A 14,042-nucleotide genomic window follows, 5' to 3' on the forward strand; every position below is an offset into this window, starting at 1 on the left:
ATGGCTGAGCCTTTCTTGATTGGCGACGCCATGACCGGCGGCTATGGCGGCGCAGATATTCTGCATGATTGCACGATTGCCGTGGAAAAAGGCCAGATCGCGGTGATTGTCGGACCCAACGGCGCGGGCAAATCGACCGCGATGAAGGCCGTGTTCGGAATGCTGAAGCTGCGCCTGGGTGCGGTGCGGTTGGAGGGCGAGGATATATCCGCGCTCACCCCCCAAGCCCGCGTCGCCAAGGGCATGGGCTTCGTGCCGCAGACCAGCAATATCTTTCCGTCGATGACGGTCGAGGAAAACCTGGAGATGGGCGCGTTCATTCGCCGCGACGATATCGCCGCGACGATGGAGCAGGTCTACACGCTGTTCCCCATCCTGCGCGACAAGCGCGGACAGGCGGCGGGTGAGCTATCGGGCGGGCAGCGCCAGCAGGTCGCCGTTGGCCGCGCGCTGATGACCCAGCCGAAGGTTCTGATGCTGGACGAACCGACAGCGGGCGTCAGCCCCATCGTGATGGATGAATTGTTCGACCGCATCATCGAGATCGCGCGCACCGGCATCAGCATTCTGATGGTGGAACAAAACGCCCGCCAAGCGCTGGAGATTGCCGACAAGGGCTATGTTCTGGTGCAGGGCGCAAACCGATACACCGACACGGGTGCCGCCCTTCTGGCCGACCCGGATGTGCGCAAATCGTTTTTGGGGGGCTGAGGCATGGAATTTCTGAACGCACTCGTCACCCTGTCGAATTTCATGCTGGTCCCGGCGCTCGCCTATGGCAGCCAGTTGGCGCTGGGCGCGCTGGGGATAACGCTGATCTATTCCATCCTGCGGTTCGCCCATTTCGCCCATGGCGACACCATGGCGCTGGGCACCGCCGCCGTGATCGGGGGCACGTTTTTCCTGCAAGGCCAAGGCATTGGCATAGCCCCCCTGCCCACTGCGCTGCTGGCCGTGCCGTTTGGCGTGCTGGTCATGGTGGGCTATCTGTTGGCCGCGGACCGGCTGGTCTATCGCTACTACCGGCGGGTGCGTGCCAAGCCGATGATTTTTGTCATGGCCAGCCTGGGCGTGATGTTCGTGACCAACGGCATCACCCGCCTGTTCATGGGTGTGGGCGAAACCCGGTTCGAAGATGGCGAGCGTTTCGTGTTCAGCGTGCGCGAATTCCGCGCGTTTACGGGTCTTGCCGAAGGCTTGGCGCTGCGCAATGCGCAGGCCATCACCATCGTGACCGCGCTGATCGTGATGATTGTCCTTTTCTGGTTCCTGACCCGCACGCGTGCCGGAAAATCCATGCGCGCCTATTCCGACAACGAGGATCTGGCGCTGTTGTCGGGTATCAACCCCGAACGGGTGGTGACGATCACATGGGTGATCACGGCCATCCTGCTGGTGCTGGCGGGCACGCTCTACGGGTTGGACAAGGGCTTTCGGGCCTTCAACTATTTCCAGCTTCTGCTGCCAATGTTCGCGGCGGCCATTCTGGGCGGCTTGGGCAGCCCCATCGGGGCGATTGTCGGGGCCTATGTGGTGGCCTTTGCCGAAATGGGCGTGACCTTTGCGTGGCGGCGCGTCGCGGGCTATCTGCTGCCCGAGGGGTTTGAGCCATCGGGCATGGTCCAGCTTTTGCCGGTCGATTACAAATTCGCCGTCACCTTCATGATCCTTGTCATTGTGCTGCTGTTCCGGCCGACGGGCATTTTCAAAGGGAGAGTGCTATGACCGCGCGCGGCTTTGGCCTGTTCGCCCTGATGGGGCTGGTGTTGCTGGGCGTTGGCGCTCTGCAAAGCTGGCAGCTTGCGATCACCATCCTGAACATGAGCCTGATCTCGGCCATCATGGCGCTCGGCGTGAACATGCAGTGGGGCTATGCGGGCCTGTTCAACGTGGGCGTGATGGGCTTTACCGCCATTGGCGGGCTGGCGGTGGTGCTGGTCGCGCAGCCGCCGGTGCCAGAGGCATGGGCCGCAGGCGGAATGGGCGCGCTGCTGGGGCTGCTATTGGGCGTGGCGAGCATACTGGCCGCCGTGGTGGTCTATAAACGCCTGCCCAAAGGGCGCCTGCGGGCCTTGGCCATGGTGGCGGTGCTGGTGGCGGGGTATTTCATCACCTCCGCCGTGTTCGGCCCGGCCACGCAGGCCATTGAAGCGGTGAACCCCGCGTCCGAGGGTTATCTGGGCGGGCTCGGCCTGCCCGTTGTGCTGGCATGGCCCGTGGGCGCGCTATTTGCGGGCGGTGTGGCGTGGATGGTGGGCAAGGTAAGCCTTGGCCTGCGCTCGGACTATCTGGCCATTGCGACGCTGGGCATATCCGAAATCGTCATCGCGGTGCTGAAATTCGAGGGCTGGATGTCGCGCGGCGTTAACAACGTAACCGGCATTGACCGCCCCGTGGTGCGCCCCGTCGACCTGCAAACCGAAAGCTGGTTGCAAGCGCTGGCCGAAACCCTTGGCTGGGAGGTACAGCAAACCGCCTCTGTCGTCTCTGGCCTTGGGTATGCGGCGCTTTTCACGCTGGTCCTGGGTCTGCTGATCTGGCTGTCAGAGCGGGCCTGGACCTCGCCCTGGGGGCGGATGATGCGCGCGATCCGTGACAACGAGGTATCGGCCCGCGCCATGGGCAAGGATGTTACGCAACGCCATCTGGCGGTGTTCATTCTCGGCTCTGCGGTCTGCGGTCTGGCGGGCGCGATGATGGTGTCAATGGACGGCCAGCTTACCCCCGGCAGTTACGAGCCGCTGCGCTACACATTCCTGATCTGGGTGATGGTTATTGTCGGCGGATCCGGCAACAACTGGGGCGCCGTGCTGGGCGGGTTCGTTGTCTGGTTCCTGTGGGTGCAGGTCGAACCGGCCGGGCGCTGGTTCATGGAACTGGCGACAGCGGGTATGGCGGACGGGTCGGACCTGAAAGACCACCTTTTGGGGTCGGCCAGCTACATGCGGCTGCTGACAATGGGCGTGGCGCTTCTGCTGATGCTGCGCTTTGCCCCGCGCGGTCTGATCCCCGAAAGATGACACGCGCGGTCCTGCTGCCCGCGGCGGGCGCGTCCTCGCGGATGCGCGGCGGCGACAAGCTGTTGGAGCAGGTTGACGGCGTCGCACTTTTGCGACGCAGCGCAATCCGCGCTCGCGGGGCCGCAGATGCGGTCTTGGTGACACTGCCGGTCGCCAGTCCGCGCCGTGACTCGCTCTTGGGCCTTGACGTGACGATCTTGGAAATAGACGCGACCGAAGGCATGGCCGCAAGCTTACGCGCGGGCGCGGATTGGGCCAAAGGGCTCGGGCTGGATGCGCTGATGGTCGCCCTGCCCGATATGCCCGATATCACCACAGATGACCTATGCGCATTGTTTGACGCGCAGGCACAGCAATCGGCAACACCCTTGCGCGCGACAACCGCAGATGGCCAAGCGGGCCATCCCGTTATTCTGCCGCGCGCGGTATTTGCGGCGATGCACGAACTGTCGGGCGACCAAGGCGCGCGGGCGATCCTGCGCGATCACCCGCCACGTTTGCACCCTTTGCCCGGCCAACGCGCCCTGACCGATCTGGACACGCCAGAGGCTTGGGCCGCGTGGCGGGCACAGCGTTAGTCGCGCTTGCCGAACAGCACTTTCTGCGCGTCCTTGTCGGTTGTCACATCGCTGCGCTGGTCGGCTGCCAGCGCGCGGCCGGTTTGCACCGCAGGGCGCGCGCCAACCTCGTCCAGCCAGCGTTTCAGGTGCGGCTTGTCGTCGAGCGTTTGCTCCTGCCCTTCCCAAAGCGTGGCCCAAGGCCAGATCGCCATATCGGCAATCGAGTAGAAGTCCCCCGCGACGTAGCGGTTTTCGGCAAGCTGCTTGTTCAAAACGCCCAAAAGCCGCGCGGTTTCATTGCGGTAGCGGTCCTTGGCGTAGGGCAGGTCATTGGGCGGGTCCATCGCCGGCGCGTATTTCAGGAAGTGATGCGCCTGCCCCGCCATCGGGCCAAGCCCGCCCATCTGCCACATCAACCACTGATCCACGGCAGTGCGGTCGCGTTCGGTTGGCCCGCCGAATTGCCCGGTCTTGCGGGCCAGATATTGCAGGATCGCGCCGGACTCGAAAATCGAGATCGGCGCGCCATCCGGCCCGTCCGGGTCCACAATGGCCGGCATCCGATTATTGGGCGCGATCTTCAGAAACTCTGGCTTGAACTGGTCGCCCGCACCAATATTGACGAAATGCACGTCATAGGGCAGGCCCATTTCTTCCAGCGCGATAGAGATTTTCCAGCCGTTCGGCGTGGGTCAGTAATGCAGGTCTATGGTCATGGCATGTCCTTTGCTTATCTATTGGCTCTCAAGCTAAGCGTTCGGGACATGCTGTCCAAGTGCTACACCAATTTTGTTTGTGCGCGACGCCTGTGCAAGCCTGCACAGTCAGGCGGACCGCAAAGCCTGATCACTTGATAATTAGTGAGTGACCTGCTGTTGAATGCGATCGGTCGTCCAGTCCGGGTGCACTTCCAGCAACGGAATTCCCGCGCGGCGCAGCGCCTCGCGCTTCACAGCATCGCGCATGAATGTGTTCTTTGCACCATAATGGCCTTTGCCCTGCACTTCGATTGCCAGCGCTACAAAGCCGGACCGATCAATGACCGCGATATCCAAACGCTTGGAGTTGATCGACGCATGTGCCCTACGATCCGCAACACGGTCGCCGCTTTTGGATGCCCCCAACACCTCACCCAGGCTGGTCTGGGCCATCAGGCGGTAGCTATTTGGCAAGACAGAGTCTATCGCGCGAAAAACAGCAAATTCGGTCTGGTTCATGATGCGACGGCGTTCAAACCCGGCATTGGTTATTGCGCGCATTTGTTCTGATGGGTCATACAACCCCTTTGCGTCGGGGCTTGACGGGCGTTTGCCTGACCAGCGCCTGCGTCGTCCGAACAGCGGCTTTGCGATCAGCGCGAAAACGAGCACCACAGCAATAAACCAATACTCTGCCCAGAGCGGCGCAAGAAGGTCCGCATCAAAGTGCAAATAATCCATACCTCACCTACAGAGCTCTGCAATACACCCAGTGATTGCAAAAAAATGCGGCGAAATCATGGAGTGGTCCTGCGACAGCACCGCAGGACCAAAGATTTTACGATCCCGCAGCTGCCACCGCACGGCGAGTCATAACCCCCACCAGATGCGCGCGGTAGGCTGCCGTGCCATGCAGGTCCGCGATCATCTCATGGGCGGAATGCGCCAGACCGTCGAGCGCATTCGCGCTGAAATCGGAGGACAGCGCGGCTTCGGCCTCTGCCCAGCGGAACACGCCGTTTTCCGACGCGCCGGTGATCGCCACGCGCACGCCACTGGCGTAGCGCGCCACAAAGGCGGCGGTCAGCGCGAAACGTGACGCCGGTTGCACGAATTTGGCGTAGGCCGAGGCTTGCGGGATGGGCAGGCGGACCGAGGTGATGATCTCACCCTCTTCCAGTGCGGTGGTGAACATACCCTGAAAGTAGTCATCCGCCGCGATCTCGCGCCGGTCGGTAACAATGGTTGCCCCCGTGCCAAGTGCCGCAGCCGGATAGCAAGCGGACGGGTCATTGTTGGCCAAACTGCCGCCGATGGTGCCCTTGTTGCGCACCGCCGGATCGCCGATCTGGCCGGCCAAAGCCGCCAGACCCGGAAAGTCGCCCGCCGCATCGCGTGCAACCTGCGCATGTGTCGTGGCCGCACCGATGACAAGCGTGTCCCCTTCGCGGCACACACCAACCAGTTCCGGAATACCCGTCAGGCTGACCAAACTGCCCGGCGCGTTCAGCCGCGCTTTCATGGATGGGATCAGGGTTTGCCCGCCCGAAAGCGGCTGCGCCTCTTCCCCCGCCAAGGCCGCAACGGCATCGGCCACGGAGCCGGGTTTTACGAAGTCGAAATTATACATGGGTTCTCCTCCCTTAACCGTTCATCGCGGCCCAGACGCGCGACGGCGTCAGCGGCATGTCGATATGCGTGATATGCGTGTGGCCCGCGCGGTGCAGCGCGTCGATCGCGGCGTTGACCACAGCGGGTGGTGAGCCGATCGCCCCCGCCTCGCCACAGCCTTTTACCCCCAGCGGGTTATGCGTGCAGGGTGTGACGCAGCTATGATCGACCGTAAAGCCGCGCATGTCATCGGCGCGTGGCATAGTGTAATCCATGTAGCTGCCCGACAAAAGCTGGCCCTGATCGTCATAGACGCAGTTTTCCAGCAATGCCTGCCCGATCCCTTGGGCCAGACCGCCATGCACCTGCCCCTCAACAATCATCGGGTTCACGATATTGCCGAAATCATCGGCAGCGATGAAACGCAGGATGTCGATCTTGCCGGTTTCGGGGTCCAGCTCAACCTCGCACCCATAGGCGCCCGACGGGTAGGTGAAGTTCGACGGGTCGTAGAATGCCGTCTCCTCCAGCCCCGGTTCCAGCTCTTCCAGCGGGTAGTTATGCGGCACATAGGCCGCAAGCGTCACACCCGACCAATCGACCGATTTGTCGGTGCCCGCGACACTGAATTTACCGTCCTTCAGCTCGATATCTTCGGGCGCGGCTTCCAGCAGGTGGGCGGCGATCTTCTTGGCCTTGTCGATGATCTTGTTGGTGGCCTTCACAATGGCCGATCCGCCGACCGCCAAGGACCGAGAGCCGTAGGTGCCCATGCCCATCGGGGTGTTGGACGTATCGCCATGGTGGATCTCGATGCTGTTGGCATCGACCCCGATCATCTCCGCAACCACTTGGGCGAATGTGGTTTCGTGCCCCTGCCCGTGGCTGTGGCTGCCGGTATAGACGCTGATCGACCCGGTGGCGTTCACCCGCACCGAAGCCGACTCGTAAAGCCCCGCCCGTGCGCCAAGCTGGCCCACAAGGTTCGACGGCGCGATGCCGCAAGCCTCGATGTAATGCGCAATGCCGAAGCCGCGCAGCTTGCCGCGTGCCGCACTTTCCGCGCGGCGCGCTTCAAAGCCCGCGTAGTCGGACAGTTCCAGCATTTTATCCATCGTGGCGTGGTAATTGCCAGTATCGTAAACCACCGCGACAGGGGTTTGATACGGGAATTCCTCGGGCTTGATGAAGTTCTGACGGCGCAATTCAATCGGGTCCACGCCCAATTCGCGCGCAGCCTTGTCGACCAGCCGTTCAATCTGGAACGTGGCCTCTGGCCGCCCTGCCCCGCGATAGGCATCGACCGGCACGGTATTGGTAAACACCGCCTTCACATTCACATAAATCAGCGGGGTCTTGTAATTCCCGGCCATCAGCGTGCCGTGCAGCCAAGTCGGGATGGAGGGCGCGAAGGTCGACAGATACGCGCCCATATTGGCGTAGGTTTCCGTGCGCAAAGCGGTGAAGTTATGGTCCGCATCCAACGCCAGTTCGATCTTGGTTTTATGATCGCGGCCATGCGCGTCAGAGATGAACGCCTCGGACCGCGACGAGGTCCATTTCACAGGGCGTTTCAAGACCTTGGCGGCGTAGGTGCAGAACGCTTCTTCCGCGTAATGGTAGATCTTGGACCCGAACCCACCGCCCACATCGGGCGCGACCACGCGCAGCTTGTGTTCGGGAATGTTCAGCACGAACGCGCCCATCAGCAGGCGGATGACATGCGGGTTCTGGCTGGTGGTATAAAGCGTGTGGCTGTCGCCCCAAGGGTCGTAATCGCCCACGGCGACGCGCGGTTCCATCGGGTTGGCGACAAGGCGGTTGTTGGTCAGTTCCAGACTGACCACATGCGCGGCGTTGTTGAACGCCTCATTCACCGCGTCCTTGTTTTCTTCGACAAAGCCCCAGTCGTAGCACAGGTTCGACGACAGATCGTCATGCACCTTGGTCGCGCCGTCTTTCAGCGCGGCCTTCATGTCGACAACCGGCTCAAGTTCTTCGATATCAACCTCGATCGCCTCTGCGGCGTCGCGAGCCTGCGCGTAGGTTTCTGCCACCACCGCGCAAATCGGGTCGCCCACATGGCGCACCTTGCCCTCGGCCAGAATGGGGTGCTTGGGCTCCTGCATGGGTTGGCCATGCTTGTCCGTCACCTGCCACCCGCAGGGAATGCCGCCCGCGCTGTCGAAATCGGCAGCGGTGAACACCCGCAGTACACCGTCCATCGCTTCGGCAGCAGAGCTGTCGATCCCCTTGATCCGCCCATGCGCCACGTCCGAGCGCAGGAAATGCACATAGGTCTGGCCGCGCAGGTTAATGTCGTCGGTGTATTTACCGTTCCCGGTCAGGAACCGCGTATCCTCGCGCCGCTTTGTGCTGGCGCCGATGCCGTCATCTTTTGGCATGTCTCTCTCCCTGAAAATCCCGTGTGTTATTCAGCCGCCAAAGCGCCCACATCCTGACCGGACGCTGCCATGACCGCACGCACGATGTTCTGATACCCGGTGCACCGGCAGATGTTGCCTTCCAGATAATGGCGCACCTCTTCCTCGGTCGGCTTGGGGTTGTCGGCCAGAAGGGCTGCCGTGCTCATCACCATGCCCGGCGTGCAATAGCCGCATTGCAACCCGTGGTAATCCTGAAACGCCTGCTGGATGTTGCCCAAGCTGCCATCGGGATTGGCCATGCCCTCGACGGTTGTGACCTCTGCCCCCTCCAGATCGGCGGCAAAGGCGGTGCAGGATTTGACCGCCTGCCCGTTCACCAGCACCACGCAAGCGCCGCATTGGCTGGTGTCGCAGCCGACATGGGTGCCGGTCAGTTCCAACCCCTCGCGCAGGAAGCCCGACAGCAGCGTGCGCCCTTCTACCTCTGCGGCCATCTTGCGACCGTTTACCGTCATCGTCACCTTGCTCATGTGGCTCCTCCCATCATTGGCTTTGGCCGAAGTAAATCACGGAACACCGCCACCGCCTATGCGACCTTGGGTGTAGCTGCACGGATGCTTTACAGTGTCGCGCTGCTCCGCCAATATGCACAAGCTGCACAGAGGCCGGAGGGATCATGCGCAAATTCCTTGTCATTTTGGATGACAGCCGCGAATGCCTGAACGCCATGCGCTTTGCCGCGATGCGCGCCGCCCATACGCAAGGTCAGGTCCAGATCCTGTCGATCATTTCGCCAGAGGAGTTTCACGGCTTCATGGGCGTCGCAGATGTGATGCGCGCAGAGGCCCGCGAGCGGATCGAAGCGCATTACGAGGTTTTCGCCAAATGGATGCGCGACCGCCAGAAGGTGAACCCCGAACTGGTGATCCGCGAGGGTGAAGCCGTGGCCGAGATCCTGGCGCAGATCAATGAGGATTCAGAGATCGGCATTCTGGTGCTGGGTGCCGGAACCGAAAGCAACAACCCCGGACCCTTGGTGACGCAACTGACCCGTTCATCGGGCACGCTGCCGGTGCCGATAACCATTGTTCCGGGAGAATTGTCGCGCGAGCGGCTGGAAGCGATTTCCAAGGGGTAGCCCTGCCCGCGCGTGGCACGAAGCAACGGGCGCGGCGACATGAGTATTTTTGGCAAGATGAAAAGGAGAGGCGCGCATGAGACTGGTGCGGTTCGGCCCGAAAGGCGAAGAAAAACCCGGACTGCTTGACCGGGACGGGCGATTGCGCGACCTGTCGGCGCTGACAGAGGATTTTGCCGGCGCGGCAGTGTCACGCGCAGCGCTGGCCGCTTTGGCGGAGCGCGGAGCAAACGAGGCCCCCGTGGTCGAAGGGCTGGTGCGGCTTGGCGCACCCTTGGCATCGGTGCCGAATTTCTACTGTATCGGGCTGAATTACGCCGCCCATGCCGCGGAAACCGGTGCGGCCAAACCGACAGAACCCTTGCTGTTTTCCAAGGCCACGTCATCTCTGGCAGGGCCGGAGGATGACATCATCATCCCCCAAGGCGCAACCCGCGTGGACTGGGAAGTGGAACTCGGCGTGGTGATCGGCACGCCTGCGCTGAATATTTCCGAGGCAGAGGCCCTGGACCACGTTGCAGGCTATGTCGCGATTAACGATGTTTCAGAGCGGACCTTCCAGAAAGATCGCGGCGGGCAATGGATAAAGGGCAAATCCGCCCCCTCTTTCGGCAAGATCGGACCATGGTTCGTAACCCGCGACGACGTAGCGGACCCGCAAGCGTTGGACCTGTCCTTGGCGGTGAACGGCGCAGCGCGGCAAGCGTCAAACACATCTGATATGATTTTTTCTGTTGCAGAAATAATTGCTTACATGTCGAACTTCATGCAACTTCTGCCCGGCGACGTGATCGCCACCGGCACCCCGTCTGGCGTGGGGCTGGGCATGACACCGCCGCAATTTCTGGCCGAAGGTGACAGCGTTGTGCTGGAGGTGGCAGGGCTTGGGCGGCAGGTCTCGAAAGTGGTGGCGGCCTGAGCGGGCCGCCACGGGCCGTTACGCGGCGTTCAGGATATGCGCGATTTCATCCTTCAGCGCCATACGCTCGCGGCGCATCTGGGCTTCCTGCGCTTCTGCCACAGGCTCTATATTCGTTTCTGCCCGATGGATCGCGCGGTTCACTTCGTGATAGCTGTCAAACAGCTTGGCGAAATGCGCGTCTTCTTGCTTTAGACGGTGCATCGCATCGGCGGCATGGGGGAATTCTTCGGCCAGTTCGTGCGGGGTGTGGGACATGCTCGCTCTCCTGTTCGTGGTTACAGGCAGAGTGTAGCCGCCCCTGCCCGTCCCGCTTTGATCTGGCGCAAACTCAACGCTTTCCCTGCCAAAGCTGGTAGAGCCATAGCAGCGCGAGCGAACCCAGAAGCGCCAGCACAAACCCGCCGACCCAACCTGCAGACGCCATCATGAACCGAAACCCCAAGCCGCCCACAACGGCCCCCAACACGCCGACAACCATGGCGGTCGGCAGGTCGGTGTTCATCCGCATCAGCCGCGTGGCGATAACACCGGCAAGCGCGCCAACAACGATGAGCAGGACAACCGGCATCTAGGCGCCCGTCTGCGCCGCGATCTCGGCGCGGGTCTGTCGGCCGCGTTCGGTCGCGGATTTGAGCTGGCCACAGGCTGCCATGATATCCTCGCCGCGGGGCGTGCGGATGGGGCTGGCATAACCGGCTTTATGGACGATATCGGCGAAACTTTCTATCCGCGCCCAGTCGGACCGCTGATAGGGCGCGCCTGGCCATTCGTTGAAGGGGATAAGGTTGATCTTGGCGGGGATACCCGCGATCAGTTTGACCAGCCGCCGCGCGTCGGCATCCGAATCGTTCACATCTTTCAACATGACATATTCAAAGGTGATCCGCTCTGAATTCGAGATACGCGGATAGTCGCGCAGCACATCCAGCAAGGTCTGGATGTTCCAGCGTTTGTTTATGGGCACCAGACGGTCGCGCACCTCGTCCGTGGTGGCGTGAAAACTGATCGCCAACAAGCAACCGATTTCTTCCGCCGTGCGGGCAATTTCCGGCACGACCCCGGATGTCGACAGCGTGATCCGGCGGCGCGAGATCGTCAGCCCTTCGCCATCCATCACGACCTTCATCGCGTCGCGCACATTGTCGAAGTTGTACAGCGGTTCGCCCATGCCCATCAGCACCACATTGCTGACAAGGCGGGTTTCGTTCTTGGGCGCGCCCTTCTCTGGCCATTCGTTCAGATCGTCGCGGGCGACCAGCACCTGCCCGACGATTTCGCACGCGGTCAGGTTGCGCACCAGTTTCTGCGTGCCGGTATGGCAGAAAGAACAGGTGAGCGTACAGCCAACCTGGCTGGAAATACAAAGGGTTCCACGGCTTTCTTCGGGTATGTAGACCGCTTCCACCTCGTGCCCGCCCGCGATGCGCAACAGGTATTTGCGGGTGCCATCCTCTGATACCTGCCGCGACACGATTTCGGGGCGCGTGATCTCGAACGCCTCTGCCAATTGCGCGCGGTAGCCTTTGGCAAGGTTGGTCATCGCCTCGAAATCCTGCACGCCCCAGTGGTAGATCCACTGCCAGATCTGACCCACGCGCATTTTGACCTGCCGCTCTGGTGTGCCCATGTCGGCCAGCGCCTGCCCCAACTGGTCGCGGGTCAGGCCCACCAGATTGCGTTTGCCGCCCTCTGTCAGCTTGCGCGGCAGGGTCAGCACGTCTTGGGTGATAGGAGCATTGGAGGTCATGGCATTGCCTTTGGCGGGGTTACAGGCATCAATATAGCAAAACCGCCCGGAAAGGACAGTCCGGGCGGCGCTTCGTGGTGGCAGACGCGACGGGTCAGCTAGCGCATTGGCGCTGTGCTTCTTCCGTTGCGGCGGTGAACCCGAACAGCGAGAAGGTGTCGCGCGTATCTGTCCCGCGTGACGACCGCGCGGTCAATACGGCCTCGGCGCCAGCGCGCAAGGTTGCCAGAATACGCGCATCTTCTTCGGGAGAGGCGGACCACGCCCATTCGCCGTTCACGAATAACTGGTATTCTGTATCTCCGACGGTCAGCCCCACGGTCGAGTCCGGTGCGAACGGGTAGCCGCCCGTGAATGATATTTCCGGCGTTGAACTGTCGGGCCGATAGGTCGCGAATAGCAAGATGTCGCCGCGCCGCACCTGCACGGGGTTGCCGCCACGGGTGTTCACGGTTTCGCGCGGGGCAGAAACGGCCCAGCATTCTTTGGGATCATCCTCGACAAACACGCTCCACGCCGTGTCGGCGGCGACACGGTTGGTCGATTCCTGCGCCATAGCCGCGCTGCCTGCGATAGAAAGGGCGAACGCCGCGCCTGCGACCATAACGGCCCAGTTTCGTGCCTGAAACACCATCTGCTAGCTTGCCTCCGAGCTGTTCGATCCGTTAGATCGTGCCTGACTATAGCGTCACAATATGATGACACCGTTCCTTTTCCCGTGTTTTCTAACCCTTACCCGCCCAAAGTTCAAAGCCCTCATGATAAAAAATCGCGCAAGCGTGAATCATGGGGACCAATCGCGTCAGGATGAGCAAGAACATGCCGAAGCTGGAGAGTATTACGCAAGGTGCCGTGCCCATGGTCGAGATGTGGCGCGGGGATCGTCTGGAATCGGTGCACCAGGGCCATGCCGTGGTCATGCGGGCCAATGGCGAGGTGGTCGAAAGCTGGGGGCGACCCGAAGTCGTGATCTACCCGCGTTCAAGCTGCAAGATGGTGCAGGCTCTGCCATTGCTGGAGTCCGGCGCGGGCGCGGGGTTGAGCGCGAAGCAGCTAGCGCTGGCCTGTGCGTCGCATCAGGCCTCGGCGCTGCATGTTGGCATGGTGACGCGCTGGCTGGCCGATCTTGGGTTGTCGGATGATGACCTGCGCTGTGGCGCGGCCCCTCCGGGCGATATTGCCGAACGCGACCGGCTGATCTGCGCCCATGCAAAGCCCTGCCAAAGCCATCATGAATGCTCCGGCAAACATTCGGGCTTCCTGACGGTGAATGCGCACCTGCGCGGCGGGCCGGACTATGTGGACCCCGACCACCCCGTGCAACGCGCGGTGCGCGACGCGTTCGAGGGGGCGACCGGCCAGACCTCTGCAGGATACGGAATAGACGGGTGCTCTGCGCCAAATTTCGCCACTGAATTGCAAGGGTTGGGGCTTGCCATGGCGCGCTTTGCCAGCGCCCGTGAGGGCGTGGGCGACGGGCGGGCACAGGCAATGGCCCGGCTGCGAGATGCGATGATGGCGCACCCCGATATGGTCGCCGGTGAAACCAAGGCTTGCACCAACCTGATGCGCGCAGCCGAGGGTCGGGCGGCGGTCAAGACCGGGGCGGAAGCTGTCTTTGTGGCTATCCTGCCTGAAAAGAAACTGGGCATTGCGTTGAAAATCATCGACGGCGGCATCCGCGCGTCAGAGGCTGCGATGACAGGACTGTTGCGGCGCTACGGCGTGATCGCCCCCGACCATCCTGTTATACTTCTTCTACTCCAAAACCCGAAAGTTCTCGTGTGTTATGACGCGGAAGTTATCTGACACCTTGTCGCGGAATTTCTTCCATTCCTGCGGGATGGTCTCACGCATGAATGCAAGGATGGCGTCGGCGAATTGCTTCTGACTTCGGTAGTAGCGATTGTGGGTGACATAATGGTGCAAGACCGCCCAAAGACGTTCAATTGGATTGAG

The 14,042-nt window shown here is 61.8% G+C and carries 15 protein-coding genes and 2 pseudogenes; 7 read left to right on the forward strand and 10 right to left on the reverse strand.

Features of this window, described 5'->3' with window-relative positions:
• From ROE7235_RS14425 to ROE7235_RS14440, 4 genes are read left to right on the forward strand one after another with little or no spacing between them, the layout of a single operon-like run.
• Positions 1 to 711 carry an ABC transporter ATP-binding protein gene (locus ROE7235_RS14425; protein WP_121096209.1) on the forward strand — a complete coding sequence of 237 codons (711 nt, stop codon included), beginning with the start codon at positions 1 to 3 and terminating at the stop codon, positions 709 to 711.
• Between the two features lie 3 nt (positions 712 to 714).
• Positions 715 to 1,725: a branched-chain amino acid ABC transporter permease gene (locus ROE7235_RS14430; RefSeq protein WP_121096210.1), complete on the forward strand. Its 1,011-nt coding sequence runs from the start codon at positions 715 to 717 to the stop codon at positions 1,723 to 1,725.
• Positions 1,722 to 3,020, forward strand: coding sequence for a branched-chain amino acid ABC transporter permease (locus tag ROE7235_RS14435; RefSeq protein ID WP_121096211.1), 1,299 nt, complete (start codon positions 1,722 to 1,724; stop codon positions 3,018 to 3,020). Before ROE7235_RS14430 ends, ROE7235_RS14435 begins: the two co-directional genes overlap by 4 nt.
• On the forward strand, positions 3,017 to 3,598 hold the full coding sequence (locus ROE7235_RS14440) for a nucleotidyltransferase family protein (RefSeq protein WP_121096212.1): 582 nt from the start codon (positions 3,017 to 3,019) through the stop codon (positions 3,596 to 3,598). Before ROE7235_RS14435 ends, ROE7235_RS14440 begins: the two co-directional genes overlap by 4 nt.
• Here the strand turns inward: ROE7235_RS14440 and ROE7235_RS14445 are convergent.
• From ROE7235_RS14445 to ROE7235_RS14465, 5 genes and pseudogenes are all read right to left on the reverse strand, one after another.
• A pseudogene (locus ROE7235_RS14445) lies at positions 3,595 to 4,296 on the reverse strand (glutathione S-transferase N-terminal domain-containing protein). The gene ROE7235_RS14440 and the pseudogene ROE7235_RS14445 overlap by 4 nt on opposite strands.
• Before the next feature lie 141 nt (positions 4,297 to 4,437).
• Positions 4,438 to 5,019 (reverse strand): DUF2726 domain-containing protein, encoded by a 582-nt coding sequence (locus tag ROE7235_RS14450; protein WP_121096213.1) that lies wholly within the window; start codon positions 5,017 to 5,019, stop codon positions 4,438 to 4,440.
• Between the two features lie 97 nt (positions 5,020 to 5,116).
• Positions 5,117 to 5,908, reverse strand: coding sequence for an FAD binding domain-containing protein (locus tag ROE7235_RS14455; protein WP_121096214.1), 792 nt, complete (start codon positions 5,906 to 5,908; stop codon positions 5,117 to 5,119).
• A gap of 13 nt (positions 5,909 to 5,921) precedes the next feature.
• A complete protein-coding gene (locus ROE7235_RS14460) occupies positions 5,922 to 8,294 on the reverse strand; it encodes a xanthine dehydrogenase family protein molybdopterin-binding subunit (RefSeq protein WP_121096215.1) in 2,373 nt (790 codons plus the stop codon).
• A 26-nt stretch (positions 8,295 to 8,320) separates the two neighbouring features.
• Positions 8,321 to 8,806 carry a (2Fe-2S)-binding protein gene (locus ROE7235_RS14465; RefSeq protein WP_121096216.1) on the reverse strand — a complete coding sequence of 162 codons (486 nt, stop codon included), beginning with the start codon at positions 8,804 to 8,806 and terminating at the stop codon, positions 8,321 to 8,323.
• A 146-nt stretch (positions 8,807 to 8,952) separates the two neighbouring features.
• Here ROE7235_RS14465 and ROE7235_RS14470 point away from each other — a divergent pair, with 146 nt between their 5' ends.
• Together ROE7235_RS14470 and ROE7235_RS14475 are read left to right on the forward strand one after the other, a co-directional pair.
• Positions 8,953 to 9,414: a universal stress protein gene (locus ROE7235_RS14470; protein WP_121096217.1), complete on the forward strand. Its 462-nt coding sequence runs from the start codon at positions 8,953 to 8,955 to the stop codon at positions 9,412 to 9,414.
• Between the two features lie 76 nt (positions 9,415 to 9,490).
• Positions 9,491 to 10,333, forward strand: a complete 843-nt coding sequence (locus ROE7235_RS14475) for a fumarylacetoacetate hydrolase family protein (RefSeq protein WP_121096218.1) — start codon at positions 9,491 to 9,493, stop codon at positions 10,331 to 10,333.
• 18 nt (positions 10,334 to 10,351) lie between these two features.
• On the opposite strand, the gene ROE7235_RS14480 is transcribed toward ROE7235_RS14475, so the two are convergent.
• From ROE7235_RS14480 to ROE7235_RS14495, 4 genes are all read right to left on the reverse strand, one after another.
• Positions 10,352 to 10,591, reverse strand: coding sequence for an HP1242/YdcH family protein (locus ROE7235_RS14480; protein WP_121096219.1), 240 nt, complete (start codon positions 10,589 to 10,591; stop codon positions 10,352 to 10,354).
• Between the two features lie 73 nt (positions 10,592 to 10,664).
• A complete protein-coding gene (locus ROE7235_RS14485; RefSeq protein ID WP_121096220.1) occupies positions 10,665 to 10,904 on the reverse strand; it encodes a GlsB/YeaQ/YmgE family stress response membrane protein in 240 nt (79 codons plus the stop codon).
• The gene (rlmN, locus tag ROE7235_RS14490) at positions 10,905 to 12,083 is read right to left on the reverse strand and encodes a dual-specificity RNA methyltransferase RlmN (protein WP_121096221.1); all 1,179 of its coding nucleotides are present in this window, start codon (positions 12,081 to 12,083) and stop codon (positions 10,905 to 10,907) included.
• A gap of 94 nt (positions 12,084 to 12,177) precedes the next feature.
• Entirely contained in the window at positions 12,178 to 12,717 is a 540-nt protein-coding gene (locus ROE7235_RS14495) for an invasion associated locus B family protein (RefSeq protein WP_370743786.1), read from the reverse strand.
• A gap of 185 nt (positions 12,718 to 12,902) precedes the next feature.
• On the opposite strand from ROE7235_RS14495, the gene ROE7235_RS14500 reads away from it, so the two are divergent.
• Positions 12,903 to 13,892, forward strand: a complete 990-nt coding sequence (locus ROE7235_RS14500; protein WP_121096225.1) for an asparaginase — start codon at positions 12,903 to 12,905, stop codon at positions 13,890 to 13,892.
• Here ROE7235_RS14500 and ROE7235_RS14505 read toward each other — a convergent pair.
• A pseudogene (locus tag ROE7235_RS14505) lies at positions 13,842 to 14,042 on the reverse strand (IS630 family transposase); the annotation flags it as partial. The gene ROE7235_RS14500 and the pseudogene ROE7235_RS14505 overlap by 51 nt on opposite strands.

The organism is Roseinatronobacter ekhonensis (genome assembly GCF_900499075.1).
Lineage (GTDB): Bacteria > Pseudomonadota > Alphaproteobacteria > Rhodobacterales > Rhodobacteraceae > Roseinatronobacter > Roseinatronobacter ekhonensis.

Bases quoted from the DNA above. Each gene is read 5' to 3' on its own strand.
- ROE7235_RS14425 (WP_121096209.1), top strand. From the start codon at position 1: ATGGCTGAGCCTTTCTTGATTGGCGACGCCATGACCGGCGGCTATGGC.
- ROE7235_RS14430 (WP_121096210.1), top strand. From the start codon at position 715: ATGGAATTTCTGAACGCACTCGTCACCCTGTCGAATTTCATGCTGGTC.
- ROE7235_RS14435 (WP_121096211.1), top strand. From the start codon at position 1,722: ATGACCGCGCGCGGCTTTGGCCTGTTCGCCCTGATGGGGCTGGTGTTG.
- ROE7235_RS14440 (WP_121096212.1), top strand. From the start codon at position 3,017: ATGACACGCGCGGTCCTGCTGCCCGCGGCGGGCGCGTCCTCGCGGATG.
- ROE7235_RS14450 (WP_121096213.1), bottom strand. From the start codon at position 5,019: ATGGATTATTTGCACTTTGATGCGGACCTTCTTGCGCCGCTCTGGGCA.
- ROE7235_RS14455 (WP_121096214.1), bottom strand. From the start codon at position 5,908: ATGTATAATTTCGACTTCGTAAAACCCGGCTCCGTGGCCGATGCCGTT.
- ROE7235_RS14460 (WP_121096215.1), bottom strand. From the start codon at position 8,294: ATGCCAAAAGATGACGGCATCGGCGCCAGCACAAAGCGGCGCGAGGAT.
- ROE7235_RS14465 (WP_121096216.1), bottom strand. From the start codon at position 8,806: ATGAGCAAGGTGACGATGACGGTAAACGGTCGCAAGATGGCCGCAGAG.
- ROE7235_RS14470 (WP_121096217.1), top strand. From the start codon at position 8,953: ATGCGCAAATTCCTTGTCATTTTGGATGACAGCCGCGAATGCCTGAAC.
- ROE7235_RS14475 (WP_121096218.1), top strand. From the start codon at position 9,491: ATGAGACTGGTGCGGTTCGGCCCGAAAGGCGAAGAAAAACCCGGACTG.
- ROE7235_RS14480 (WP_121096219.1), bottom strand. From the start codon at position 10,591: ATGTCCCACACCCCGCACGAACTGGCCGAAGAATTCCCCCATGCCGCC.
- ROE7235_RS14485 (WP_121096220.1), bottom strand. From the start codon at position 10,904: ATGCCGGTTGTCCTGCTCATCGTTGTTGGCGCGCTTGCCGGTGTTATC.
- rlmN (WP_121096221.1), bottom strand. From the start codon at position 12,083: ATGACCTCCAATGCTCCTATCACCCAAGACGTGCTGACCCTGCCGCGC.
- ROE7235_RS14495 (WP_370743786.1), bottom strand. From the start codon at position 12,717: ATGGTGTTTCAGGCACGAAACTGGGCCGTTATGGTCGCAGGCGCGGCG.
- ROE7235_RS14500 (WP_121096225.1), top strand. From the start codon at position 12,903: ATGCCGAAGCTGGAGAGTATTACGCAAGGTGCCGTGCCCATGGTCGAG.